The sequence below is a fragment of the Pseudomonas sp. 1152_12 genome, assembly GCF_052850675.1.
The window spans coordinates 449,882-472,697 of record NZ_VXCW01000002.1 but is presented as its reverse complement, the minus strand read 5'-3'; the positions used below and the strand labels follow the sequence as shown (position 1 = coordinate 472,697).

At 60.5% G+C, this 22,816-nt stretch carries 20 protein-coding genes and 1 pseudogene; 13 read left to right on the top strand and 8 right to left on the bottom strand.

The genetic code is table 11. The features are described from left to right. The first annotated feature begins 157 nt into the window (after nucleotides 1–157). Together FW764_RS04815 and FW764_RS04810 are read left to right on the top strand one after the other, a co-directional pair. Nucleotides 158–1,501: a nucleobase:cation symporter-2 family protein gene (locus FW764_RS04815; protein WP_446432982.1), complete on the top strand. Its 1,344-nt coding sequence runs from the start codon at nucleotides 158–160 to the stop codon at nucleotides 1,499–1,501. A 442-nt stretch (nucleotides 1,502–1,943) separates the two neighbouring features. Beyond that, nucleotides 1,944–2,729 carry an outer membrane protein OmpK gene (locus FW764_RS04810; RefSeq protein WP_446432981.1) on the top strand — a complete coding sequence of 262 codons (786 nt, stop codon included), beginning with the start codon at nucleotides 1,944–1,946 and terminating at the stop codon, nucleotides 2,727–2,729. 103 nt (nucleotides 2,730–2,832) lie between these two features. Here the strand turns inward: FW764_RS04810 and FW764_RS04805 are convergent, their stop codons facing one another. Continuing rightward, the gene (locus FW764_RS04805; protein WP_446432980.1) at nucleotides 2,833–3,963 is read right to left on the bottom strand and encodes a patatin-like phospholipase family protein; all 1,131 of its coding nucleotides are present in this window, start codon (nucleotides 3,961–3,963) and stop codon (nucleotides 2,833–2,835) included. Nucleotides 3,964–3,992: 29 nt separating this feature from the next. After that, a complete protein-coding gene (locus FW764_RS04800; RefSeq protein ID WP_446432979.1) occupies nucleotides 3,993–4,928 on the bottom strand; it encodes a lipid A biosynthesis lauroyl acyltransferase in 936 nt (311 codons plus the stop codon). A gap of 117 nt (nucleotides 4,929–5,045) precedes the next feature. Here FW764_RS04800 and minC point away from each other — a divergent pair, with 117 nt between their 5' ends. The 8 genes from minC (at nucleotide 5,046) to FW764_RS04760 (ending at nucleotide 13,184) form a co-directional block, all read left to right on the top strand. Continuing rightward, nucleotides 5,046–5,783: a septum site-determining protein MinC gene (gene minC / locus FW764_RS04795; RefSeq protein ID WP_446432978.1), complete on the top strand. Its 738-nt coding sequence runs from the start codon at nucleotides 5,046–5,048 to the stop codon at nucleotides 5,781–5,783. A gap of 200 nt (nucleotides 5,784–5,983) precedes the next feature. Then, complete coding sequence (gene minD, locus FW764_RS04790) at nucleotides 5,984–6,796, top strand: septum site-determining protein MinD (RefSeq protein WP_446432977.1); 813 nt, start codon at nucleotides 5,984–5,986, stop codon at nucleotides 6,794–6,796. A gap of 3 nt (nucleotides 6,797–6,799) precedes the next feature. Continuing rightward, nucleotides 6,800–7,054 (top strand): cell division topological specificity factor MinE, encoded by a 255-nt coding sequence (gene minE, locus FW764_RS04785; RefSeq protein WP_003175252.1) that lies wholly within the window; start codon nucleotides 6,800–6,802, stop codon nucleotides 7,052–7,054. A gap of 97 nt (nucleotides 7,055–7,151) precedes the next feature. Continuing rightward, nucleotides 7,152–7,787, top strand: coding sequence for an RluA family pseudouridine synthase (locus FW764_RS04780; RefSeq protein WP_446432976.1), 636 nt, complete (start codon nucleotides 7,152–7,154; stop codon nucleotides 7,785–7,787). 110 nt (nucleotides 7,788–7,897) lie between these two features. Further along, complete coding sequence (locus FW764_RS04775; protein WP_446432975.1) at nucleotides 7,898–9,187, top strand: M18 family aminopeptidase; 1,290 nt, start codon at nucleotides 7,898–7,900, stop codon at nucleotides 9,185–9,187. Between the two features lie 219 nt (nucleotides 9,188–9,406). Next, nucleotides 9,407–9,583 (top strand): hypothetical protein, encoded by a 177-nt coding sequence (locus FW764_RS04770; protein WP_167353709.1) that lies wholly within the window; start codon nucleotides 9,407–9,409, stop codon nucleotides 9,581–9,583. A gap of 72 nt (nucleotides 9,584–9,655) precedes the next feature. Then, nucleotides 9,656–11,821: a mechanosensitive ion channel family protein gene (locus FW764_RS04765; RefSeq protein WP_446432974.1), complete on the top strand. Its 2,166-nt coding sequence runs from the start codon at nucleotides 9,656–9,658 to the stop codon at nucleotides 11,819–11,821. 16 nt (nucleotides 11,822–11,837) lie between these two features. Continuing rightward, complete coding sequence (locus FW764_RS04760; protein WP_446432973.1) at nucleotides 11,838–13,184, top strand: amidohydrolase; 1,347 nt, start codon at nucleotides 11,838–11,840, stop codon at nucleotides 13,182–13,184. A gap of 113 nt (nucleotides 13,185–13,297) precedes the next feature. On the opposite strand, the gene FW764_RS04755 is transcribed toward FW764_RS04760, so the two are convergent. The 5 genes from FW764_RS04755 to FW764_RS04735 all read right to left on the bottom strand — a co-directional run bounded on the left by FW764_RS04755 (nucleotide 13,298) and on the right by FW764_RS04735 (nucleotide 18,101). Beyond that, nucleotides 13,298–13,522 (bottom strand): MbtH family protein, encoded by a 225-nt coding sequence (locus FW764_RS04755; protein ID WP_446432972.1) that lies wholly within the window; start codon nucleotides 13,520–13,522, stop codon nucleotides 13,298–13,300. Between the two features lie 83 nt (nucleotides 13,523–13,605). Then, entirely contained in the window at nucleotides 13,606–15,018 is a 1,413-nt protein-coding gene (locus FW764_RS04750; RefSeq protein WP_446432971.1) for a diaminobutyrate--2-oxoglutarate transaminase, read from the bottom strand. A gap of 165 nt (nucleotides 15,019–15,183) precedes the next feature. Then, nucleotides 15,184–15,951 (bottom strand): N-acetylmuramoyl-L-alanine amidase, encoded by a 768-nt coding sequence (locus FW764_RS04745; RefSeq protein ID WP_446432970.1) that lies wholly within the window; start codon nucleotides 15,949–15,951, stop codon nucleotides 15,184–15,186. Nucleotides 15,952–16,086: 135 nt separating this feature from the next. Further along, nucleotides 16,087–17,406 carry an ATP-binding protein gene (locus FW764_RS04740; protein WP_446432969.1) on the bottom strand — a complete coding sequence of 440 codons (1,320 nt, stop codon included), beginning with the start codon at nucleotides 17,404–17,406 and terminating at the stop codon, nucleotides 16,087–16,089. Beyond that, nucleotides 17,406–18,101 carry a response regulator gene (locus FW764_RS04735; RefSeq protein WP_446432968.1) on the bottom strand — a complete coding sequence of 232 codons (696 nt, stop codon included), beginning with the start codon at nucleotides 18,099–18,101 and terminating at the stop codon, nucleotides 17,406–17,408. Before FW764_RS04735 ends, FW764_RS04740 begins: the two co-directional genes overlap by 1 nt. Before the next feature lie 174 nt (nucleotides 18,102–18,275). Here FW764_RS04735 and dsbD point away from each other — a divergent pair, with 174 nt between their 5' ends. Genes dsbD through dsbG form a run of 3 tightly spaced genes read left to right on the top strand, consistent with a single transcriptional unit; the run spans nucleotide 18,276 to nucleotide 21,600 of the window. Continuing rightward, nucleotides 18,276–20,018, top strand: coding sequence for a protein-disulfide reductase DsbD (dsbD, locus tag FW764_RS04730; RefSeq protein ID WP_446432967.1), 1,743 nt, complete (start codon nucleotides 18,276–18,278; stop codon nucleotides 20,016–20,018). Next, a complete protein-coding gene (locus FW764_RS04725; RefSeq protein WP_446432966.1) occupies nucleotides 20,018–20,863 on the top strand; it encodes a prolipoprotein diacylglyceryl transferase family protein in 846 nt (281 codons plus the stop codon). Before dsbD ends, FW764_RS04725 begins: the two co-directional genes overlap by 1 nt. Beyond that, nucleotides 20,839–21,600 carry a thiol:disulfide interchange protein DsbG gene (gene dsbG / locus FW764_RS04720; RefSeq protein ID WP_446432965.1) on the top strand — a complete coding sequence of 254 codons (762 nt, stop codon included), beginning with the start codon at nucleotides 20,839–20,841 and terminating at the stop codon, nucleotides 21,598–21,600. Before FW764_RS04725 ends, dsbG begins: the two co-directional genes overlap by 25 nt. A gap of 200 nt (nucleotides 21,601–21,800) precedes the next feature. Here dsbG and FW764_RS04715 read toward each other — a convergent pair. Continuing rightward, nucleotides 21,801–22,799 (bottom strand): annotated as a pseudogene (locus tag FW764_RS04715) (chitinase); the annotation flags it as partial. Nucleotides 22,800–22,816 lie beyond the last annotated feature (17 nt).

Sequence of the window (22,816 nt, the reverse complement as noted above, 5' to 3'; positions counted from 1 at the left end):
TCGCGAAAGTGGTGTGTCATTCAATCAATCAGTGACTGAACTAACGCATTCGCGAGCAAGCCCGCTCCCACCGGGGTTATGCAGTGTTTGAAAGATCGCGTTCCACCCGGCAATTGAATGCCAAACAACACAACAATAAAAAGATCCGAGGTGTTGCATGTCCCAGCTAGAAACGCAGACTCCTGCCGCGCCCGCCATGGTGCGGCTGCCCCTCTTGCAACTGATGCTGGTAGGCCTGCAACACGTCTTGCTGATGTACGGCGGCGCCGTCGCCGTGCCTCTGATTATCGGCCAGGCCGCGGGCCTCAGCCGTGAAGAAATCGCCTTCCTGATTAACGCCGACCTGCTGGTAGCCGGCATCGCCACCTTGGTGCAGTCGTTCGGTATCGGCCCGGTGGGCATTCGCATGCCGGTGATGATGGGCGCCAGTTTTGCCGCCGTCGGCAGCATGGTAGCCATGGCTGGCATGCCCGGCATCGGCTTACAGGGGATCTTCGGCGCAACCATCGCCGCCGGGTTCTTTGGCATGTTGATCGCACCGTTCATGTCCAAGATCGTGCGGTTTTTCCCGCCGTTGGTGACCGGCACCGTGATTACCGCCATCGGCCTGTCGCTGTTTCCAGTGGCCGTGAACTGGGCCGGTGGCGGCAGCGCCGCTGCTACCTTCGGCTCACCGGTTTACCTGGCAATTGCTGCGTTGGTGCTGGGTACTATCCTGTTGATCAACCGTTTCATGCGTGGCTTCTGGGTGAACATCTCGGTGCTCATCGGCATGGCGCTCGGCTACGGCCTGTGCGGCATGCTTGGCATGGTCGACCTCAGCGGCCTGGCCCAGGCGCCATGGGTGCAGGTGGTCACGCCGCTGCATTTCGGCATGCCTGCATTCGAGTTGGCGCCGATCCTGTCGATGTGCCTCGTGGTGGTGATTATCTTTGTCGAGTCCACCGGCATGTTCCTCGCCCTGGGCAAGATCACCGGCCAGGAGGTCACGCCGAAGATGCTGCGCCGTGGCTTGCTGTGTGATGCCGGCGCGTCGTTCTTTGCCGGCTTCTTCAACACGTTTACTCACTCCTCGTTCGCGCAGAATATCGGCTTGGTGCAAATGACCGGCGTGCGTTGCCGCTCGGTGACGATCATGGCAGGGGCGTTTTTGATTGTGCTGAGCCTGTTGCCCAAAGCAGCGTATTTGGTCGCGTCGATTCCGCCGGCGGTACTCGGCGGCGCAGCAATTGCCATGTTCGGCATGGTTGCGGCGACCGGGATCAAGATCCTGCAGGAGGCCGACATCGCCGACCGCCGTAACCAACTGCTGGTAGCGGTGAGTATCGGCATGGGCCTGATCCCGGTGGTACGTCCGGAGTTCTTCGCGCAGTTGCCATTATGGATGAGCCCGATCACCCACAGCGGGATTGCCATGGCCACCCTCAGTGCGTTGTCGCTGAATGTACTGTTCAACATCTTCGGCGGTGCTGAACGCCCCGTCGTCGCCCCTACACACTGATGCGTTCTTGCTCTTAACAAAAATAATAACGAACAGAGAACAACTCCATGCACGCCATTCACCTGGGGCCGGCCATAAGCCGCGCCCCATTCTTGCCCCACGCGCTCGCTAACAGCGCACTTGAGCCAAGGCCTGGGAGCCAGTATTCTCCGCGCCCGCTCGAATCGACTCAAAAAAAAACGGCGAATGTAAAAGCTGACTGCAGGGCCAACTTATCCCGGCCCCGTGTCTGCGGCCAACGTGCACAAAAGAACCTGCGTATTCGACTGCATCAAGTGCAACCGAAGGCGTTTTATTGGCTTTTTAAACACCTTGGCGCAGCTCTTGCTAAAAGCATTAAAGCTGACCAAACAGACGATTTTTTCTCAGCGAACCAAAAGGCGCCACACCAGAGCGCCTACGTAGAAAAACAACCATAAAACTTTGACTCGGGAGCAACCGAATGAAACCTATGTTGAAAGGCCTGATGCTGGCGGGATCTCTGCTGGCCGGTGGCCAAGCCATGGCCGGCGATTTGTTGCAGTGGCAGAACAACAGCCTGACTTACCTGTGGGGCAAGAACTTCACCGTCAACCCGCAGATCCAGCAAACCGTCACCTTCGAACATGCCGACGCGTGGAAGTACGGCGACAACTTCCTGTTCGTCGACCGCATCTTTTACAACGGCAAGGAAGACGGCAACGTCGGCCCGAGTACTTACTACGGCGAGTTCAGCCCACGTTTGTCGTTCGGCAAGATTTTCGACAAAGACCTGTCATTCGGCCCGATCAAAGATGTGTTGCTGGCTTTCACTTACGAGTTCGGCGAAGGCGATAACGAGTCGTACCTGCTGGGCCCGGGCTTCGACTTGAACATCCCCGGCTTCGACTACTTCCAACTGAACTTCTACCAGCGCCAAACCGAAGGCAATCGCCCGGGTGACGGCGTATGGCAGATCACTCCGGTCTGGTCGTACACCATTCCGGTGGGCAACTCCAACGTGTTGATCGACGGCTTTATGGACTGGGTCGTGGATAACGACAAGAACGCCCGTGGCACTTACCACGCCAACCTGCATTTCAACCCGCAGGTCAAATATGACCTTGGCAAGGCACTGCATTGGGGCGAGAAACAGTTGTATGTCGGCTTTGAATACGACTATTGGAAGAACAAATACGGGATTGAAGATTCCGGTGCGTTCAAGACGAACCAGGACACCGCGAGCTTTTTGGTCAAGTACCACTTCTAAATAACATCGCAGCCAAACTGTGAGCGGGCGTGCCCGCGAATGCGGTGTGTCAGTCACTCAATCCGCTGACTGATCCACTGTATTCGCGAGCAAGCCGCCACATTTAGTTCAGCGTCAATCCAAGGAATCGTGAGAGTTCCTCACGCTTGGCCAACGCATCTTTGCGCCCCAACTCAATCAACTCGCTGCAATACCCTGCCTCGAACAGCAAGTAACTCAACACCCCTGCCCCACTGGTCTTAGTCGCCCCTGGCCCGCGCAAGAACAGGCGCAATGCCGCCGGCAGCTCTTGCCGATGCCGCGCGGCAATTTCATCGATCGGCTGGCTCGGCGCGATTACCAGCACGTCCACCGCGGCCAACCCAGGCGCGGCATGGCTGAACTGGTTCAGACGCTCAAGCAGTTCGATATCACCTTCCAGGCTGTCAATGAACGTACTGTTGAGCATGTGCCCACCGATCTGCGCCAAGGTGGGTTGCTGACCGGTGTAAGTGCGCTGGGTCGACGGTTCATTACCCCTTGGGTTGCCACTCACCCCCACCACCAACACCCGGTTTGCGCCCAAATGCAATGCAGGACTGATGGGCGCTGACTGCCGTACGGCGCCATCGCCAAAAAACTCCTGGTCGAGTTTGACCGGTGCGAACAGCAGGGGTATCGCCGAGCTGGCCAGCAGGTGCTCGACCGTCAGTTGGGTTGGCAAACCGATACGCCGATGACGCAGCCAAGCATTGATGGTGCCGCCACCTTGGTAAAAGGTCACCGCCTGCCCGGATTCGTAACCAAACGCCGTGACCGCCACCGCATGCAGATGTTTTTTGCGGATGGCTTCGTCAATGCCATACAGGTTCAACCTGTCGTTGAGCAAATGCCGCAACGGTGCACTGTCGAGCAGTGCGACCGGCACTGGGGCGCCCAGGCCCAGCAGGCTGTGGATAAGGAAACGAGCGGCTTGGTGGATGACGCCTGGCCAGTCGCTGCGCAACACCAAATGGCTGCGAAAGCCCTGCCAGAAGGCAGTGAGGCGCTGGACAGCGGCGGTGAAGTCCATGGCCCCGCTGGCCAGGCTCACCGCATTGATCGCCCCTGCCGAGGTGCCGACAATCACCGGAAAAGGATTCGGAGCCCCGGGCGGCAGCAACTCGGCAATCGCCGCCAATACGCCTACCTGATACGCCGCACGCGCCCCGCCGCCGGAAAGAATCAAGCCTGTGACCGGTTCCGCTGGGCGCATTACGTCACTCCCTGTGCAGCAGTTAAGTGTTATCGACGGCGTTTTTCGTACAGCTTAGGCTCACCCGGTGGCCGGCTCTTGAAGCGTCGGTGAGTCCACAGGTACTGCTCGGGGCATTCGCGTACCGACGCCTCGACCCACTGGTTGATGCGCAGGCAGTCGACCTCATCGGTCTCGCCAGGGAAGTCCGTCAACGGCGGGTGGATCACCAGACGGTAACCGCGGCCGTCAGCCAGGCGCTCCTGGGTGAACGGCACCACCCGCGCCTTGCCCAGGCGTGCGAACTTGCTGGTGGCGGTGACGGTGGCGGCCTGAATGCCGAACAGCGGCACAAAAATGCTTTGCTTGGCGCCGTAGTCTTGGTCCGGCGCGTACCAGATGGCGCGGCCAGCGCGCAGCAGCTTGAGCATGCCACGCACGTCCTCGCGCTCAATGGCCAGGGAATCAAGGTTATGCCGCTCGCGACCACGGCGCTGGACGAAGTCGAACAGCGGGTTGCCATGCTCGCGGTACATGCCATCAATGGTGTGCTTCTGGCCTAGCAAGGCCGCGCCGATCTCCAGCGTGGTGAAGTGCAGCGCCATGAGAATCACGCCCTTGCCATCCAGTTGCGCCTGCTTGAGGTGCTCGAGCCCTTCGACATGGGCCAGGCGCGCCAGACGCTGACGCGACCACCACCAGCTCATGGCCATTTCAAAGAAGGCGATGCCAGTGGAGGCGAAATTTTCCTTGAGCAACTGTTTACGCGCTTTGGCGGATTTTTCCGGGAAGCACAGTTCCAAATTACGCGCGGCGATACGGCGACGCTCACCGGCTACACGGTACATGCCGGCACCGAGTAATCGACCAATGGTCAGCAACGCGCGGTACGGCAACTGGGTGATCAGCCACAGCAGGCCGAGCCCCAGCCATAGCAGCCAAAAACGCGGGTGAAAAAATACAGCTCGAAAACGCGGGCGATCCATTACAGATTCCGGTAAAGACAGGGCCGCGCATTCTACAACGTTCGACTCGGCTTGCGGCCCGTGGATGTTCTCGTTATAAGTCTCGACACTTTTCGTGACAAGCCGCTTTTGCCGACCATGAGCCAAACCGAACCGCTAGACCAAGATCCCGTGTTCCAGCTGAAAGGCAGTATGCTCGCCATTACCGTGCTGGAACTGGCCCGCAACGACCTCGACGCCCTGGACCGCCAACTGGCCGCCAAGGTCGCCCTGGCGCCGAATTTTTTCAACAACGCCCCGCTGGTATTGGCCCTGGACAAACTCCCGGCGGGCCAAGGCTCAATTGATTTACCCGGCCTGATGCGCGTATGCCGCTCCCATGGTTTGCGCACCCTGGCAATTCGCGCCAGCCGTATCGAAGACATTGCCGCGGCAATCGCTATTGAACTGCCGGTACTGCCACCATCAGGAGCCCGCGAACGTTCGCTCGAGCCGACCGAAGGTGAAGTGAAGAAAAAACCGGAAAAACCACCGGAGCCCACCGTCAAGCCTACCAAGATCATCACCTCTCCCGTACGCGGCGGGCAGCAAATTTACGCCCAGGGCGGCGACTTGGTGGTGATCGCTCCGGTAAGCCCCGGCGCGGAACTTCTGGCCGATGGCAACATCCATGTATACGGCCCAATGCGCGGACGTGCCCTCGCCGGCATCAAGGGTGATACCAAGGCGCGGATTTTTTGCCAGCAGTTGACCGCTGAGCTAGTGTCCATCGCAGGCCAGTACAAGGTTTCAGAAGATTTGCGCCGTGATCCGCTGTGGGGGGCCGGGGTACAAGTCAGCCTGTCGGGCGATGTGTTGAACATCATCCGTCTTTAACGGATACTGCCGCATTTTCCAAGCATCTCTAGACTCTGATAGCACAGCGAAACCGGCAAGACTTGCGTAGGAATATTTGGAAGTTGGCGTTCCCCCGTGGAAACCACATCTTTTTCCTACAAAGGCTGTCCGCCTGCGGCGAGTTCCAAGAGATGTTTTTCAGGGACCGAAAAGTCCTTTTTCCTTAGGGGTGAAACACCTTGGCCAAGATTCTCGTGGTTACATCCGGCAAGGGTGGTGTGGGTAAGACCACCACCAGCGCCGCTATCGGTACCGGCCTCGCTCTGCGCGGCCACAAGACAGTCATCGTCGACTTCGACGTCGGTTTGCGTAACCTCGACCTCATCATGGGCTGCGAACGCCGCGTGGTGTACGACTTCGTCAACGTGGTCAACGGTGAAGCGAACCTGCAACAGGCCCTGATCAAGGACAAGCGCCTTGAGAACCTGTACGTATTGGCCGCCAGCCAGACGCGCGACAAAGATGCGCTGACCAAAGAAGGCGTAGGCAAAGTACTCGCCGAGCTGAAAGAAAGTTTCGAATACGTGGTGTGCGACTCCCCGGCCGGTATCGAAACCGGTGCTCACCTGGCGATGTACTTCGCCGATGAAGCGATCGTAGTGACCAACCCGGAAGTGTCTTCAGTACGTGACTCGGACCGCATGCTCGGCCTGCTGGCCAGCAAATCCAAGCGCGCCGAAGAAGGCCAGGACCCGATCAAGGAACACCTGCTGCTGACCCGCTACAACCCGGAGCGCGTCAGCAACGGCGAAATGCTCGGTGTGGAAGACGTGAAGGAAATCCTCGCCGTGACCCTGCTGGGTGTTATTCCAGAATCCCAGGCGGTCCTGAAGGCTTCCAACCAGGGCGTACCGGTGATTCTTGACGACCAGAGCGACGCCGGCCAGGCGTACAGCGATGCCGTTGATCGCTTGCTGGGCAAGACCGTGGAACATCGCTTCCTCGATGTTAAGAAGAAGGGATTCTTCGAGCGTATCTTTGGAGGCAACTAAACAATGAAATTTCTCGACTTCTTTCGCGCCAACAAAAAGCCAAGTACCGCGTCGGTGGCGAAAGAGCGTCTACAGATTATCGTGGCGCACGAACGCGGCCAACGCAGCACGCCGGACTACCTGCCAGCCTTGCAGAAGGAACTGGTGGAGGTGATCCGCAAGTACGTCAACATCGGCAACGATGACGTGCATGTCGCTCTGGAAAATGACGGCAGCTGCTCGATTCTGGAACTCAATATCACCCTGCCTGATCGTTAATCGAACAGGCGGCTGCCACGGCGGCTCGGGCACCTTGATCCCTTTTATGGGAACCGGGTGAGCGAGCCGCCGTTGGCGTTTGTTACGAGGCTGTTTAATGCCGCTGTCCAATATCCATATCCTGCATCAGGACGACGCTGTCCTGGTGGTGAACAAGCCGACCCTGTTGCTCTCAGTGCCCGGCCGCGCCGATGACAACAAGGATTGCCTGATCACCCGTCTGCAGGAAAACGGCTACCCCGAAGCCCGTATTGTCCATCGCCTGGACTGGGAAACCTCGGGCATCATCCTGCTCGCGCGGGACGCCGATACCCACCGCGAACTGTCACGCCAGTTTCACGACCGCGAAACCGAAAAGGCCTACACCGCCCTGGCCTGGGGCCAGCCGACCCTGGACAGCGGCAGCATCGACCTGCCCCTGCGCTACGACCCGCCGACCAAGCCACGCCATGTGGTCGACCATGAATTCGGCAAGCACGCGCTGACCTTCTGGAAGGTGCTGGAGCGTTGCGGCGACTGGTGCCGCGTCGAGCTGACACCGATCACCGGGCGCTCGCACCAGCTGCGCGTGCACATGCTGTCGATCGGCCACCCGCTGCTCGGTGATGGCCTGTACGCCCACGCACAAGCGCTGGCCGCCTGGCCGCGTTTGTGCCTGCATGCGAGCATGTTGAGCTTTACCCATCCGCAAAGCGGCGAGCGTTTGCGCTTCGAGTGCCCTGCACCTTTCTAAGTTGGCAATGTATTACAAATGTGCGAGAGGGCTTGCTCCCTCCCACATTTGTAATGTGCACTTCTGACCATCGAACGGTAAACTCCGCGCATTGCTGTCTGGAGCTATTTATGCGCGAAGCGTTGAATCAAGGCCTGATCGACTTCCTCAAGGCCTCCCCTACTCCTTTTCATGCCACTGCCGCCCTCGCCCAGCGCCTGGAAGCGGCCGGTTATCAGCGTCTCGATGAGCGCGAAAGCTGGACCACCGAGGCCAACGGGCGCTATTACGTCACCCGCAACGACTCCTCGATCATCGCCTTCAAGCTCGGCCGCCACTCGCCGCTGCAAGGCGGGATTCGCCTGGTCGGCGCCCATACCGACAGCCCGTGCCTGCGCGTCAAGCCTCAGCCCGAACTGCAGCGCCAGGGCTTCTGGCAGTTAGGTGTGGAAGTCTACGGCGGTGCGCTGCTGGCGCCGTGGTTCGACCGCGACCTGTCGCTGGCTGGCCGTGTAACCTTCCGCCGCGACGGCAAGGTCGAGAGCCAACTGATCGACTTCAAGCTGCCGATTGCCATCATCCCCAACCTGGCCATTCACCTGAACCGTGAAGCCAACCAGGGTTGGGCGATCAATGCGCAAACCGAGTTGCCGCCGATCCTCGCGCAATTTGCCGGTGACGAGCGCATGGACTTCCGTGCCGTGCTCACCGAGCAACTGACCCGTGAACATGACCTGAACGCCGACGTTGTGCTCGACTATGAGCTGAGCTTTTACGATACGCAAAGCGCTGCGGTGATCGGCCTCAATGGCGATTTCATTGCCGGCGCGCGCCTCGACAACCTGCTGTCGTGCTACGCCGGCCTGCAAGCCCTGCTCACCAGCGAAACCGATGAAACCTGCGTGCTCGTGTGCAACGACCACGAAGAAGTCGGCTCCTGCTCGGCATGCGGTGCCGACGGCCCGATGCTGGAACAAACCCTGCGCCGCCTGTTGCCCGAAGGTGATGAATTCGTACGCACCATTCAGAAATCACTATTGGTGTCTGCGGACAATGCCCACGGCGTGCACCCGAACTACGCCGAGAAACACGACGCCAACCACGGCCCCAAACTCAACGCAGGCCCGGTGATCAAGGTCAACAGCAACCAGCGCTACGCCACCAACAGCGAAACCGCAGGTTTCTTCCGCCACCTGTGCATGGCTCAGGAAGTACCGGTGCAAAGCTTTGTGGTGCGCAGCGACATGGGCTGCGGCTCGACCATCGGCCCGATCACCGCCAGCCACCTGGGTGTGCGTACCGTGGACATCGGCCTGCCGACGTTTGCCATGCACTCGATCCGTGAGCTGTGCGGCAGCCATGACCTGGCACATTTGGTGAAAGTGTTGGGCGCGTTTTACGCGAGTCGCGACCTGCCCTGATTTTGCGGGACAACTCGGTCAAGAATGTGGGAAGGGGCTTGCCCCCGATAGCAGTGGGTCAGTCAACATTTTAGTGACTGATAGACTGTCATCGGGAGCTAGCCCCTCCCACATTGGGTTTTGTGTACACATGGCCTGCAAGCTGACCTGCATCATCTGCACTTCTGATAATCCGACCTAGACTTGTCAGTAATCCTACTCCGACAAGGCCGTCGCCCCATGATCTCCATGTCCTCTTTCCACGCCATGCTCATTCCCATCCTCATCGGCATGATCCTGCTCGCGACCGGCTTCAACTTTCGCGACAAGCCGGTCGGCGTGTTTGGCATGTGGGTCGGCATGCTGCTGATACTAGGCACGGTGGTGTACAAGATCCTCGCCAAACTGGCGGAATGACAAATGCACTCGCATTGGGCATAACGGCCTCGTACACTCGGTCAATTCGTCGTTTTCAAGGTTGACCGCCTCGTGCTCTACCGTCTGCATGCCCTGCCCCGCTACGTTCTGATCGCCCTGCTGATGCTGCTGCCGCTCACGCCCGCCCAAGCCGTGAGTTTGCCCGGCCTGCTCGGCAGCGCCAACAAGCCCCAACCCCAGGCCGACGTGCCTCTGGGGCAATCGTTGGACGAGGTGATCAAGACCCTTGAAAACGATCAGCAGCGCACTCAGTTGCTGAGCGACCTGAAGAAGCTGCGCGAAGCCACGCAAAAAGCCCAACCCGCCGCCGAACAAGGCGTACTCGGCTTGATCGGCAGCACGCTGTCCAGCCTTGAGCAGCAGTTCTCCGGTGCCGACAGCCCGGTGCAGCGCTGGTCCAAAGAGGTCGACCTGGCCAAGGATGAACTCAGCGCATTGACGCTGCCGGCCAGAGAATGGCTGCCGATCATTTTCGGCTTTGCCGTGATTCTGGCGGTGTGGAGCCTGTTGGCCGCCGCGCTGATCTGGCTCAGCCACCGTGTGCGCGAGCGTTTCGGTTTGCCCGAAGAGCTGCCACAACACCCGCGTACCTGGGACATGCTGCGCTTCGCCCTGCGCAAGTTGGGGCCGTGGCTGATCGCCCTGGTGATCACGGTTTACCTGAGCTATGTCCTGCCCTCGTCCCTGGGCAAATCCCTGGCAATGGTGCTGGCTTATGCGTTGGTGGTCGGCACCTGCTTCTCGGCTATCTGCGTGATTGCCTTCTCCGTACTCGACGGCCCACACCGCCACCGCGCGCTCTACATCCTGCGCCGCCAGGCCTTCCGCCCGTTGTGGCTGATCGGCAGCTTTGCCGCCTTCGGTGAAGCGCTGAGCGACCCGCGAATGATGCAGGCCTTGGGTCAGCACTTGGCCCATACGGCGGCGACCGTCGCCAATGTGATGGCGGCATTGTCCACCGGCGTGTTTATCCTGCGCTTCCGTCGGCCAATCGCGCACCTGATCCGCAACCAGCCACTGTCGCGTCGTCTCACGCGCCGCGCCCTCACCGATACGCTCTCGATTATCGGCAGCTTCTGGTATTTGCCAGCGCTGCTGCTGGTGGGCATCTCGCTGTTCGCCACGTTCCTGTCTGCCGGTGACACCAGCACGGCATTGCGTCAGTCGCTGTTGTGCACAGTGCTATTGGTGTTGTGCATGGTGATCAACGGCCTGGTGCGCCGTCATGCGCTCAAGCCGTTACGCGGGCACAAGCGCCATGCGCTGTACTCCGAGCGCCTGAAAAGCTTCGTGTACACCCTGGCCCATTTAGTGGTGTGGTTGGCGTTTATCGAGCTAGGTCTGCGCGTGTGGGGCCTGTCGCTGATTCGCTTTACCGAAGGCGATGGCCATGAAGTCAGCGTCAAGCTGTTCGGTCTCGGCGGCACGCTGCTATTTGCCTGGCTGATCTGGATCCTCAGCGACACCGCGATTCACCACGCCCTGACCCGCTCGCGCAAAGGCCTGGCCAACGCGCGTGCACAGACGATGATGCCGCTGATCCGCAACGTGCTGTTCGTGACCATTTTTATCATCGCCGCCATCGTCGCCCTGGCGAACATGGGCATGAACGTCACGCCACTGCTGGCCGGTGCCGGTGTGATCGGCCTGGCCATTGGTTTTGGTGCACAGTCACTGGTGGCGGACCTGATCACCGGCCTGTTCATCATCATCGAGGATTCCCTGGCGATTGATGACTACGTGGACGTCGGAGGTCATCTCGGCACCGTCGAAGGCCTGACCATCCGTACCGTACGCCTGCGTGACATCGACGGCATTGTGCACACCATCCCGTTCAGCGAAATCAAGAGCATCAAGAACTACTCGCGCGAATTCGGCTACGCGATCTTCCGGGTGGCAATCCCCTACAACATGGAAATCGACGACGCCATCAAATTGATGCGCGACGTCGGCCAGAAGATGCGCAACGACCCACTGCAACGCCGCAACATCTGGTCGCCGCTGGAGATTCAGGGCGTGGAAAGTTTTGAGTCCGGCAGCGCGATTCTGCGTGCACGTTTCAAGACCGCGCCGATCAAACAGTGGGAAGTCTCGCGGGCGTTCAACCTGTCGCTCAAGCGCCATCTGGATGAAGCCGGGCTCGACCTGGCCACACCGCGCTTAAGCGTGCAGGTGGTGACCGCAGGTTCTGTGCAGGAGAAAGATTCACAACAATAAAGAGGGAGAGGTACTTATGCGCTTGACCGGTCTGACACACCCATGGTTTTTCGGCATGCTATGCGCGATCGCCAGCAGTGCCGTGATTGCCGCCAGCAGTGGCCAGGACAGTGCCCGGGAGGAAATCGCCGCCCAGGCCAAAATCATCGAACCGGCCCTGTTGGAAACCCGTCGTGATATCCACGCCCACCCCGAACTGGGCAACACCGAAACGCGCACGGCCGAATTGGTCGCCAAGCAACTGCGCGACCTGGGCCTTGAAGTGAAAACTGGCGTGGCCCGCACCGGGGTCGTCGCCATCTTGAAGGGCGCCCTGCCTGGCCCCACCGTCGCCCTGCGCGCGGACATGGATGCGTTGCCGGTCAAGGAAGTCGCCGACCTGCCCTTCGCCTCCAAAGCCAAGGGCACCTACCTGGGCAAGGAAGTCGACGTGATGCACGCCTGCGGCCACGACGCCCACACAGCCATCCTACTGAGCACGGCAAAAATCCTCACCGGCATGCGCGACCGCCTGCCGGGCACAGTAGTGTTTTATTTCCAACCGGCCGAAGAAGGCCCGAGCGACTTCATCCCCGACGGCAAGAACACTTGGGGCGCGAAAATGATGGTGCAGGAAGGCGTGATGAAAGCGCCCAAGCCAGACGCCGTGTTCGGCCTGCATGTGTGGGCCGGTGTGCCCGCCGGGCAAATCGCCTACCGCCCTGGCCCGACCCTGGCCAGCTCCGATGACTTGCGCATCAAGATCCTCGGCAAACAGACCCACGCCGGCCGCCCTTGGGACGGTATCGACCCGATCACCGTAGGCGCGCAGACCATTGTCGGCTTGCAAACCGTGGTCAGCCGTCGTACCGACATCTCCTCATTTCCGTCGGTGGTGAGCATCGGCACTATCAATGGCGGCACCCGCTACAACATCATCCCCGAGTCGGTGGACATGAGCGGCACCATTCGCTCCTACGACTACGGTATCCGCCAGAAACTGCACGCGGACGTGCGCCAGACCGTGGAGAAAATCGCCGAGAGTGGCGGCGCGAAGGCCGAAGTCACGATCATCGAGAAATACGACCCAACCATCAACAACCCGGCACTCACCGAGAAAATGCTGCCAAGTCTGCGCTGGGCGGCCAAGGATGATGTCGTGCAAGGGCCACTGGTCGGCGGGGCCGAAGACTTCTCGTTCTATGCCAAGGAAGCGCCGGGGCTGTTTGTGTTTCTGGGGGTGACGCCGAGGGATCAAGACATGAGCAAAGCAGCGCCGAACCATAATCCGGGGTTCTTTGTAGATGAGTCGGCGTTGGTGGTGGGGGTGCGGACACTGGCGTCGTTGGCGACGGATTACCTGTACACCAATACACCGCAATAACGCCGTTATGTGGAAAGGGGCTTGCGCCCGATGGCGGTGTGCCAGTCACTGTGCGTCTTGACTGACCCACTGCTATCGGGAGCCAAGCCCCTCCCACATTGGGCGGCCGTGTATCAGCCCGCCAGCGCAGCAGCGTCCATCTTCTGGCGCAGGCTCAGCGGACGCATGTCGGTCCAGACTTCTTCGATGTAGGCCAGGCACTCTTTCTTCATGCCGCTCTTGCCCACGGTGCGCCAGCCTTGCGGCACGGCCTTGTAATCAGGCCAGATGGAATACTGTTCTTCGTGGTTGACCACTACCTGAAACAGGATGTCGTCGCGGTCAAATACTGAGGTCATTGCTGTTCTCCATCGCTCAAAGGGCTGGCTGCGCACCACGCGCAGCGCTGATATCTGTAGAAACGTACCAAGCGTGCGAAAAATTAGAGGCTGGCGACCGCTGCCACCAAGGCGCGACCGAAAATCTCGGCAACCCGGTCGACTTCGGCGGCGGTGATCACCAACGGCGGCAGGAAGCGCACTACGCTGCCGTGACGGCCACCCAGCTCCAGGATCAGCCCGCGTTTGAGGCATTCACGCTGAACCAGCGGTGCCAGTTGGCGATGCACCGGCGGATGGCCCTGGGTATCGACAGCGCCGTTCGGGTCCACCAGCTCGACGCCGAGCATCAGCCCGCGCCCACGGATATCGCCCAGGTGCGGGAAGTCGCGCTGCAGGAGACGCAGGTGTTCACCCAGGCGCTCGCCCATGGCCGCCGCGTGGCCGGCCAGGTTGTGTTCCTTGAGGTAGCGCATCACCGCCGAACCTGCCGCCATCGCCATCTGGTTACCGCGAAACGTCCCGGCATGCGCGCCCGGCAGCCAGGTGTCGAGCCAGTCGCGGTACACCACCACTGCCAGCGGCAGGCTGCCGCCGATGGCTTTGGACATCACCACCACATCCGGGATGATGCCGGCATGCTCGAAGGCAAACATCTTGCCGGTGCGGCCGAAACCACTCTGGATTTCATCCACAATCAACGCCACGCCCGCCTGCTCGGTGATGCGGCGCAAGCCACGCAGCCAATCAAGATCGGCAGGAATCACCCCGCCTTCGCCCTGCACCACTTCGACAATCACCGCCGCTGGCATTAGCACCCCGGCTTCCGGGTCGTTCAAGAGATTTTCCAGGTAATGCAGATTGACCCGCACTCCTTCCGCACCGCCCAGGCCGAATGGGCAACGGTAGTCGTAGGGATAGGGAAGAAATTGCACACCGTTACTGAGCAAGGCCCCCAGAGGCTTTTTCGGCCCCAGGCTGCCCATCAGGCTCAGCGCGCCTTGGCTCATGCCGTGGTAACCGCCCTGGAATGACAATACGGTGCTGCGACCGGTGGCGGTGCGGACGAGCTTCAGCGCGGCTTCGACGGCATCAGTGCCGGTGGGGCCGCAGAACTGGATTTTCGCTTCGCGCGCCAGCTCGGTCGGTAGCAAGCCGAACAGATCTTGTACAAATTGGTCTTTGACTGGCGTGGTGAGGTCAAGGGTGTGCAGCGGCAGTTCGTCGCTAAGGACTTGTTGAATGGCGTCGATCACCACCGGGTGGTTGTGGCCCAACGCCAAGGTGCCGGCGCCAGCCAGGCAGTCGATGAAATGGCGGCCTTCGACGTCCTCCACGTAGATGCCCTTGGCGCGTTTGAGCGCCAGGGGGATGCGCCGAGGGTAACTGCGGGCGTTGGATTCCTGCTCGCGTTGACGGGCCAGCAACGGGGTTTCTTCGAACTGGTAGAGCGTCTCCACGGGTGCCGGGCTGGCGTGCACCGGGGCGTCTTCGATACGGCTGGTAGCGACTGACATCTCTCGATCCCTCAATACGCTGGTGGGGTGACCAAACAGGCGATCCGCGTACGCGCGGATTTCATGTTCTGGAGACGCTCCAGGGGGTGGGGGATTTAGGCTTGTTGTGGTTTTTTGAGCGGGGTGTATCCGTAACCGCAACAAAGGATATGTACGCCACCCACCTCACACCCCCCGATACCGCTCATTCAGCGCGTACAAAATCGCACACGTCTCCTCATCCAAAACCCCACCATAATCCCTCGCCCGAAAGTGCATCTGAAACGCTCGCGTCCGAAGCTCAAACGCCCGGCGGTTCCAAGCCGGCCTATACCCATACCGCTGAAATGCACGCTCCACCTCCACCTCGGGCGGCAACCCGAGACGAAACCGCCGCTGATACATCGCCCGCGTCGGCTCATCAAACCAAGCCCCTACGCCTGCCTCGAATAAACACCGCCAAGGCAACCTGGGCCCTGGATCACTCTTGCGCCAATACGCAACATCCGAATGCCCCAGAATGTCGACAGGTCCAATCTGCGGATACCGCCCAAGAATGTCGCGAACCAGCGCAATCAATACGTCAACCTGCTCCTCAGCGTACGCAGGAAAGGTAAACACGCCACTATCATCCCGCGCCAGATTAACCATCTCGATGCCAATCGAGTGACTATTGAGGTTATCCCGCCCCGCCCAATGACTCACCCCGGCATGCCAGGCACACTTGTCTTCATCCACCAACCGAAACGCCCGCAACTCGTCATACCCAGTGGCGTGATAGCCAGGGTCATCAGGGTCCGGAAGCAGATAGTGAACGCTAACACCATCTCGCGTGAGCGTACGCAGCGATGAAGCAAAGGGCGCCGCCGTGTAATGCAGAACCACCTGCCGCACCGGCTCGCCGTTGCGTTCATTGAAATCCCTCGCCGGGAAACTGCTATCGACAACCAACATCAGAACCATCCTTTTCAGTGCAGGCCGATTCATTCAGCCCGTTCAAACGCAAAAAATTACCGCCATCCTGAAGGGTTGAACTCAAGAAGGGCGGTAACTATGCAGTTGAAGAAAAGTGACACGTGAAGAACGTGATCAGCGCCGCAGCGGCATCCCCAGGTCGACCCGCAAGCCATCCGGCTGGCTGTCGAACTTCAGTGAGCACGAGCAGCGCTGCACGATCGCCTGGACAATCGCCAGACCCAGCCCACAGCCCTCGCTGCTGCCATTGCGCCAGAAGCGTTGGGTCAGGTATTGCAGGTCCTCGCTGGAAATTTGCTTGCCATAGTCACGCACACGGAACACCACCGTGTCAGCGGTGGTGAATACATTCAGCTCCACGCGGGTATCACCCGGCGTGTGGCGCAGGGCGTTATCCAGCAGGTTGCGCAGGGCCGCAACCGCGAGTGCCACCGGCATTTCCACCGGGGTGTCCGTGAGGCTGGCCGACAGCATCAGGTCAATACGCCGATTGTCGCCGGCGTTGGCATCCTGGATCGCCAACCGTGCGACTTGTTCGGCGCTGGATTGCAGGCCGTCATCAAACGACAGGCTGCCCTCCACCCGCGCCAGCAACAGTAATTGCTCCAGGGTACGGTGCAGGCGGTCGGCGCCTTCTTCGGCGTGGGCCAGGGATTGGTCGCGCGCCGCGCCGTCAGTCATGCGCGCCACTTGCAGGTGGGTCTTGATCGCCGTCAGCGGGCTGCGCAGTTCATGCGCCGCGTCACCGGTGAGACGACGCTCACGCTCGATGGTCTTGGCAATGCGTTGCAACAGTTGGTTCTGGGTGTCGAGCAGTGGTTTAAGCTCGCTGGGCAACGGGTGAATCTGCAGCGGTTCGAGGGAGTCGGCACTGCGGCGCATTAACGCATCGCGCATGCGGTTGAGCGGCAACAGGCTCTGGCCGATGCCCAGCCACAGCAGGCACAGACACCCCAGCAAGGCCACGCCCACCGGTACCGACGCCGCCAGCAGGATCGACAGGTTCAGTGCCTCGCGCTCCACCTGGCGGTCGGCCGTAGTGATCAGCAGGTCGCCACGGGAGAGGGTGAAGCTGCGCCAGCCCACCCCGTCAATAATCTGGTCGCGAAAGCCACTCTTGCGCGACTCCAGGCCTTCGTCCGGGGTGGTGTGGCTGCGCGCCAGAATTTCCCCGCGCAACGAGCTGACCTGGCAGGCCATGCCACCCGGAACATTCACTTGTTCGGTGCGCAAATGTGCACCGCCGCTCACGCTGGCAAGGCCCGGCATCTGCTCGGTGAGCCCCGCCACCATGCGTGCCGACGCCACCAGGCGCTGATCAAGGGAGAACATCATCTGGTTGCGCAGGTCATTGAGCATCCAGGCCGCCGCCAGCACCCAAATCAGCACAAAGACAGCGCCCAGTTTGAACGTCAGGCGCAGGCGCAAGCTCATCACGAAGCGTTCTCTCCATCATCCGCCGCGCCACCGTCCGCCGTGCCCAGGCGATAACCGAGGCCACGCACGGTCTCGACGATGCCGTTACCTAATTTGCGCCGCAGGTGGTGGATATGCACGTTGAGTGCGTTGCTTTCCAGCTCGTCATTAAAACCATAGACGCTGTCCTTGAGCTGTTCGCTGGACAGCACCCGGCCTTTGTTGTGCAACAGCGCCTGCAGCAATGCTTGCTCGCGACGGGAAAGGTCCACCGGTTCGCCAGCCAGGAAGGTTTCGCGACTGCTGGGGTCATAGGCCAGGCGGCCATGCTCGATCAGGTTGACTCTGCGCCCCGCCACACGCCGTAACAGGGTTTGCAGGCGCGCGGCAAGTTCGCGCAGGTCGAAAGGCTTGAGCAGGTAGTCGTCGGCGCCGGCTTGCAGGCCATCGACACGGTTGGTCACCGAATCTCGCGCGGTGAGGATCAGTACTGGGATTTCCAAGCCTTGGCTGCGCTGTTGCTGCAGCAGCTTGAGGCCATCTTCGTCGGGCAAACCGAGGTCGAGCACCATGATGTCGAACGTGGCCGCCTTGAGCATGGCCCGTGCAGCGGCAGCCGTGGCCACGCGCTCAACGGTAAAGCCCTGGGCGCCGAGGCCAGCGACGATGCCGCTGGCGATCAGTTCGTCGTCTTCACAGACCAGTACGTGCATGGTTAACCCTTCATGAAAATGGTGAGAATTAAAGGTGCAACGGATTAAGCGCCGATTATGCCGTGAAAAGAGCCGCACTCAGCGTGCCCTTCACTTTAGAATAGCCCCGGTTAATCATCGGTTAATCAACACCCCACATTGTGTGCCTAACTTGCAACGAACTAAGGCTTGCCCATGCGGTATTTGTTTACCTTTCTGCTGATATTGTTCGCAGGATTCGTCCAGGCCGCGCCGGGCAATCCATTCGAGACCAAACCCGACTTCCTCCCGGTGGGCAAAGCTTTCACCTTTACCTCCGAGCGTCTTGAAAGTGGCGAGACCCAGCTGTATTGGCAGATTGCCGACGGATATTACCTCTACCAGCAGCGCATGAAGTTCGACGGCCTGGCCGAAAAGCCGGTATTGCCGCAGGGCGAAGCCCATAGCGACGAGTTCTTCGGTGAGCAGCAGGTGTATCGCCAAGGCCTGGAAGTGAAGATTCCCGCCGGTGCCACCGGCCAGGTCAAGCTGGGCTGGCAGGGTTGTGCTGATGCGGGGCTGTGCTACCCGCCGCAGTCGACCACCGTGGACCTGGGCGGGCCATCCGTCGCCCCCCCTCCTGCCCTGGCAGCCACTGGTGCTGCTGACGACCAACAGCTCGCAAAATTCCTCGGCGAAAGCAACCTGTTCTGGAGCCTCTTGGCCATGTTCGGCCTTGGCCTGTTGCTGGCCTTCCTGCCCTGCTCATTACCCATGCTGCCAATTCTCGCCGGCCTGGTGGTCGGCAGCGGCGCCAGCCCACGCCGGGGGTTCGCCCTCGCCGGTAGCTACGTGGTGAGCATGGCACTGGTCTACGCCGCGCTGGGCGTGGCCGCCGCCTTGCTGGGTGGCAACCTGCAAGCCTGGTTGCAACAACCCTGGATTCTGGGCTCTTTCGCCGCGCTGTTTATCCTGCTGTCGTTGCCGATGTTCGGTTTCTTCGAGCTGCAACTCCCGGCATTCCTGCGTGACCGTCTCGACAACCTCAGCCGCCAGCAAAGCGGTGGCAGCCTGATCGGGGCCGGCGTCCTCGGCGCCTTGTCCGGGCTACTGGTTGGCCCGTGCATGACCGCACCGCTGGCGGGCCTGCTGCTGTACATCGCGCAGACCGGCGATGTGGTGTTTGGTGGCCTGGCGCTGTTCACCTTGGGCATTGGCATTGGCGTGCCGCTGCTGCTGTTGGTGACCGTCGGCAACAGCGTGCTGCCCAAGTCCGGCACCTGGATGAACCTGCTCAAGGGTATCTTCGGTTTCCTGTTCCTGGGCACGGCACTGGTGTTGATCCAGCCGCTGCTCGGCGATGCTGTTTGGGTCGGCGCGTGGGGCGCGCTGGCGCTATTGGTCGGCTATTGCGGCTGGCAGGTAGCCCCCGATACCGGCCGCGCGGCCATGCTGGTCGGCGCCGGCTCCCTGCTGCTGGGCCTCTGGGGCGGCGCGCTGGTGATCGGCGCGGCAGGCGGCAGCGATGACGTGTGGCAGCCATTGAAGGTCTATAGCGGTGCCAGCACTGCAGGCGCACCCAGCGCCCACGAAGCCTTCACCAACGTGAACACGCCCGCGACCCTGCAAAGCCAACTCGACGAAGCCAAGGCCCAGGGCCAGTGGGTGCTGCTCGACTACTACGCCGACTGGTGCAGGTCGTGCAAAATCATGGAAAAAGCCGTGTTCGGCAAACCTGAGGTCATGGCCGCCCTGAACGGCGTGCGCCTGCTGCGGGTCGACGTGACGGCAGACAATGCCGCCAGCCGTGAACTGCTGGAGCGCTACCAAATTCACGGGCCGCCGACCTTCATCTGGATCGGCCCCAACGGTGAAGAACGCCGCGCCCAACGCATCACCGGCGAAGTGGATGCCGCCGCCTTCCTGCAACGCTGGACGCAAACTCGAGACGCACGCTGATGCTGACCCTGACCATCGGCACCTTCGCCATCGCCCTGAATCACCTCCTGCTGATCAGCGCGCTGATTCTCGCCACACTGGTGGGCTGGCGCGTGGCCAAGCGCGGCGGCGAGAACCCGGAGTCGGTGCTGTTCAGCCTGTTCCTGCTGGGCATGCTGGTGGCGCGCATCAGTTTTGTATTGATGTATTGGAGCGATTACCGCCACGACCCGCTGCAGATAGTCGACCTGCGCGACGGCGGCTTTCTCGCCTGGCCCGGCGTGATCGCACTGGTGCTCGGTGCACTGCTGTACGGCTGGCGCCGTCCTGCCCTGCGCAAACCGCTGAGCGCCGGAGTGGTCACAGGGCTGCTGTTCTGGGGCATGACCAGTTTATCCCTGAGCCTTTACGACAAGGGCGCGCAACTGCCGGATATCACCTTGCGCAACGCTGAAGGCGATGTGGTGCAGCTGGCCGATTACAAAGGCGGCCCGCTGGTGATCAACCTCTGGGCCACCTGGTGCCCACCGTGCCGCCGAGAAATGCCAGTGCTGGAACGCGCACAGCAACAACGCCCCGACGTGACCTTTCTGTTCGTCAACCAGGCCGAGAGCATGCAAAGCGTCAGCACTTACCTCGCGACCCAAGGCCTGACCCTCGGCAATGTGCTGTTTGACGCCAGCGGCCGCCTCGGCCAGGCCGTCGGTTCGATGGCCTTGCCGACCACCCTGTTTTACCAAGCCGATGGGCGCCTGATCAACAGCCACCTCGGTGAGCTGTCCCAGGCCAGCCTGGCCCGTGCCATGGAGCCCTTCGATACCGTCACGACAAGGAAACCGACATGCCAAGCCTCCGCCACCTGCTGACCCTGCTGCCGCTGACGCTCGCGGCCACCCTGGCCCAGGCCGAAGACTGGCCGGCACCGATCAAACAGATCGAAGCCAAGGGCGCCAAGATCCTCGGCAAGTTTGACGCACCCAGCGGGCTCACCGGCTACGCTGCGCAGTACCAGAACCGGGGCATGGCCCTGTACCTGACCGCCGATGGCAAAAGCGTGATCGCCGGCAACCTGTACGACGCCAACGGCAAAGACCTGAGCAGCGCGCCACTGGAAAAACTGGTGTACGCGCCAATGGCCAAGGAAGTCTGGGCCAAGATGGAACACAGCAACTGGATTCAGGACGGCGATAAAAACGCGCCACGCACCGTCTACCTGTTCAGCGACCCCAATTGCCCCTACTGCAACATGTTCTGGGAACAGGCACGCCCATGGGTAAAGGCTGGCAAGGTGCAGTTGCGCCACATCATGGTCGGTATCATCCGCGAAGACAGCCCGGGCAAATCGGCCGCCCTGTTCGCCGCCAAAGACCCGCAAAAAGCCCTGGAAGAACACGAAGCCGCCGGCAAACGCAGCAAATTGCAGGCGCTGGACAAGATCCCGGCCGATATCGAAGCCAAGCTCGATGCCAATATGAAGTTGATGCAAGAGCTGGAATTGTCGGCGACGCCGGCGATTTTCTACCTGGATGACAAAGGTGGGTTGCAGCAGCAGCAAGGCGCACCATCGCCGGACAAGCTGGCGAAGATTCTGGGGCCGAAGTAATCGGATGCAGATTTGGGCTTGACGCAGAAAATCCGATGCCCAAACAGGCATCGGATTTTATTTCATAAAGCCAACGATCAGATCATAAACATAGCTGTTTGAGATCAGGCACGTCTGCCAGATGTCTCGTTGCGCTACCGCCGATTGGCGACTTCGAGATCCGCCTCATCCTCACCGAGGCCAGAGAGATGAGTGCCTTTGATCAACGGCCCATAACGGCGGCTGAATTCCCCGTTGTAGGGTACGTGGTCTTTGCTGATCCCGTTGTCCCAATTCACCGACCATGTCATCAGGCCCTTGATCGATAACCCTTTGTCGTACAAACGCTTGAACGCATTGGTCACGGCTGCGGGGTTGATCACATAACCGGTGGCGGCTGCGTCGACGTTGGCCGGGAGGCCAATGACGAACTTGTCCGCCGGGATTTTGGTAAACCCTCGCGTTCCGCTCACCAGACTTTCGGTCAGGTAAAACAGGAAATCCTCTTTCATCGCGTCGTTGTTCTGGGCAATCCAGGCACCGTTGCCGTTGTTGACCTCCTGCACCCAGATCCCGTCGCCCCCTTGGTTGTAATACTGCGGGGCAATGAAGTCGTAATAGCCTTCCAGCGCCTGGAGGTAACCGACGTATTTGCCGGCGGTGGTCAGGTAAGGAAACTCCGGCGCCATGCTGATAATGAAGTGTTTGCCTTCACCGGCGTAATGGTCCTTGACCAGTTTCAACGCGGCTGGCAGGACGGTCTTGTTGTCGGCGAAATCAATCGCGCTCTGTTCAAGATCGATGTCCAGGCCATCAAAGCCATAGGTTTCCACCAGGCGGATAATCTCGTTGGCCAGTGGCTGTTCGTTGCCTTTATGCAACTCGATGTGCGCATCGGCGCCGCCAAGGGAAATCAGCACCGCCCTGCCCTGGCTGTTTAGCACGCCCACCTGGCGGCGGAACTCGGCGTCGGAAAGGTTGTACGGCTTGAACGTTGGGATACCGTTGCCTTTCATGAAGGCCACGGCCACCACGTTGTAATCACTCGGCACGTCTTCCAGGTTCATATTGGCGAACTGGCCACGCTGGTAGCCGTCGCTCGCGCCGGCAGGCCAGTTGTGCCAGAAGCCCATGAGGATCTTTTTGCCGGCAATGCTCGGCATCAGCGAGGCGACATCGCTCAGCGGGGATTTCAGTAAGGTGAAGTCAATCTTTGACATGTTCTAATCCTTCAGAA

Bases quoted from the DNA above. Each gene is read 5' to 3' on its own strand.
- FW764_RS04770 (WP_167353709.1), top strand. From the start codon at position 9,407: ATGATCTCCATGTCCTCTTTCCACGCCATGCTCATTCCCATCCTCATC.
- FW764_RS04745 (WP_446432970.1), bottom strand. From the start codon at position 15,951: ATGTTGGTTGTCGATAGCAGTTTCCCGGCGAGGGATTTCAATGAACGC.
- FW764_RS04800 (WP_446432979.1), bottom strand. From the start codon at position 4,928: ATGGATCGCCCGCGTTTTCGAGCTGTATTTTTTCACCCGCGTTTTTGG.
- FW764_RS04735 (WP_446432968.1), bottom strand. From the start codon at position 18,101: ATGCACGTACTGGTCTGTGAAGACGACGAACTGATCGCCAGCGGCATC.
- FW764_RS04760 (WP_446432973.1), top strand. From the start codon at position 11,838: ATGCGCTTGACCGGTCTGACACACCCATGGTTTTTCGGCATGCTATGC.
- dsbG (WP_446432965.1), top strand. From the start codon at position 20,839: ATGCCAAGCCTCCGCCACCTGCTGACCCTGCTGCCGCTGACGCTCGCG.
- FW764_RS04750 (WP_446432971.1), bottom strand. From the start codon at position 15,018: ATGTCAGTCGCTACCAGCCGTATCGAAGACGCCCCGGTGCACGCCAGC.
- minE (WP_003175252.1), top strand. From the start codon at position 6,800: ATGAAATTTCTCGACTTCTTTCGCGCCAACAAAAAGCCAAGTACCGCG.
- FW764_RS04810 (WP_446432981.1), top strand. From the start codon at position 1,944: ATGAAACCTATGTTGAAAGGCCTGATGCTGGCGGGATCTCTGCTGGCC.
- FW764_RS04805 (WP_446432980.1), bottom strand. From the start codon at position 3,963: ATGCGCCCAGCGGAACCGGTCACAGGCTTGATTCTTTCCGGCGGCGGG.
- FW764_RS04755 (WP_446432972.1), bottom strand. From the start codon at position 13,522: ATGACCTCAGTATTTGACCGCGACGACATCCTGTTTCAGGTAGTGGTC.
- minC (WP_446432978.1), top strand. From the start codon at position 5,046: ATGAGCCAAACCGAACCGCTAGACCAAGATCCCGTGTTCCAGCTGAAA.
- FW764_RS04815 (WP_446432982.1), top strand. From the start codon at position 158: ATGTCCCAGCTAGAAACGCAGACTCCTGCCGCGCCCGCCATGGTGCGG.
- FW764_RS04775 (WP_446432975.1), top strand. From the start codon at position 7,898: ATGCGCGAAGCGTTGAATCAAGGCCTGATCGACTTCCTCAAGGCCTCC.
- FW764_RS04780 (WP_446432976.1), top strand. From the start codon at position 7,152: ATGCCGCTGTCCAATATCCATATCCTGCATCAGGACGACGCTGTCCTG.
- dsbD (WP_446432967.1), top strand. From the start codon at position 18,276: ATGCGGTATTTGTTTACCTTTCTGCTGATATTGTTCGCAGGATTCGTC.
- FW764_RS04725 (WP_446432966.1), top strand. From the start codon at position 20,018: ATGCTGACCCTGACCATCGGCACCTTCGCCATCGCCCTGAATCACCTC.
- FW764_RS04740 (WP_446432969.1), bottom strand. From the start codon at position 17,406: ATGAGCTTGCGCCTGCGCCTGACGTTCAAACTGGGCGCTGTCTTTGTG.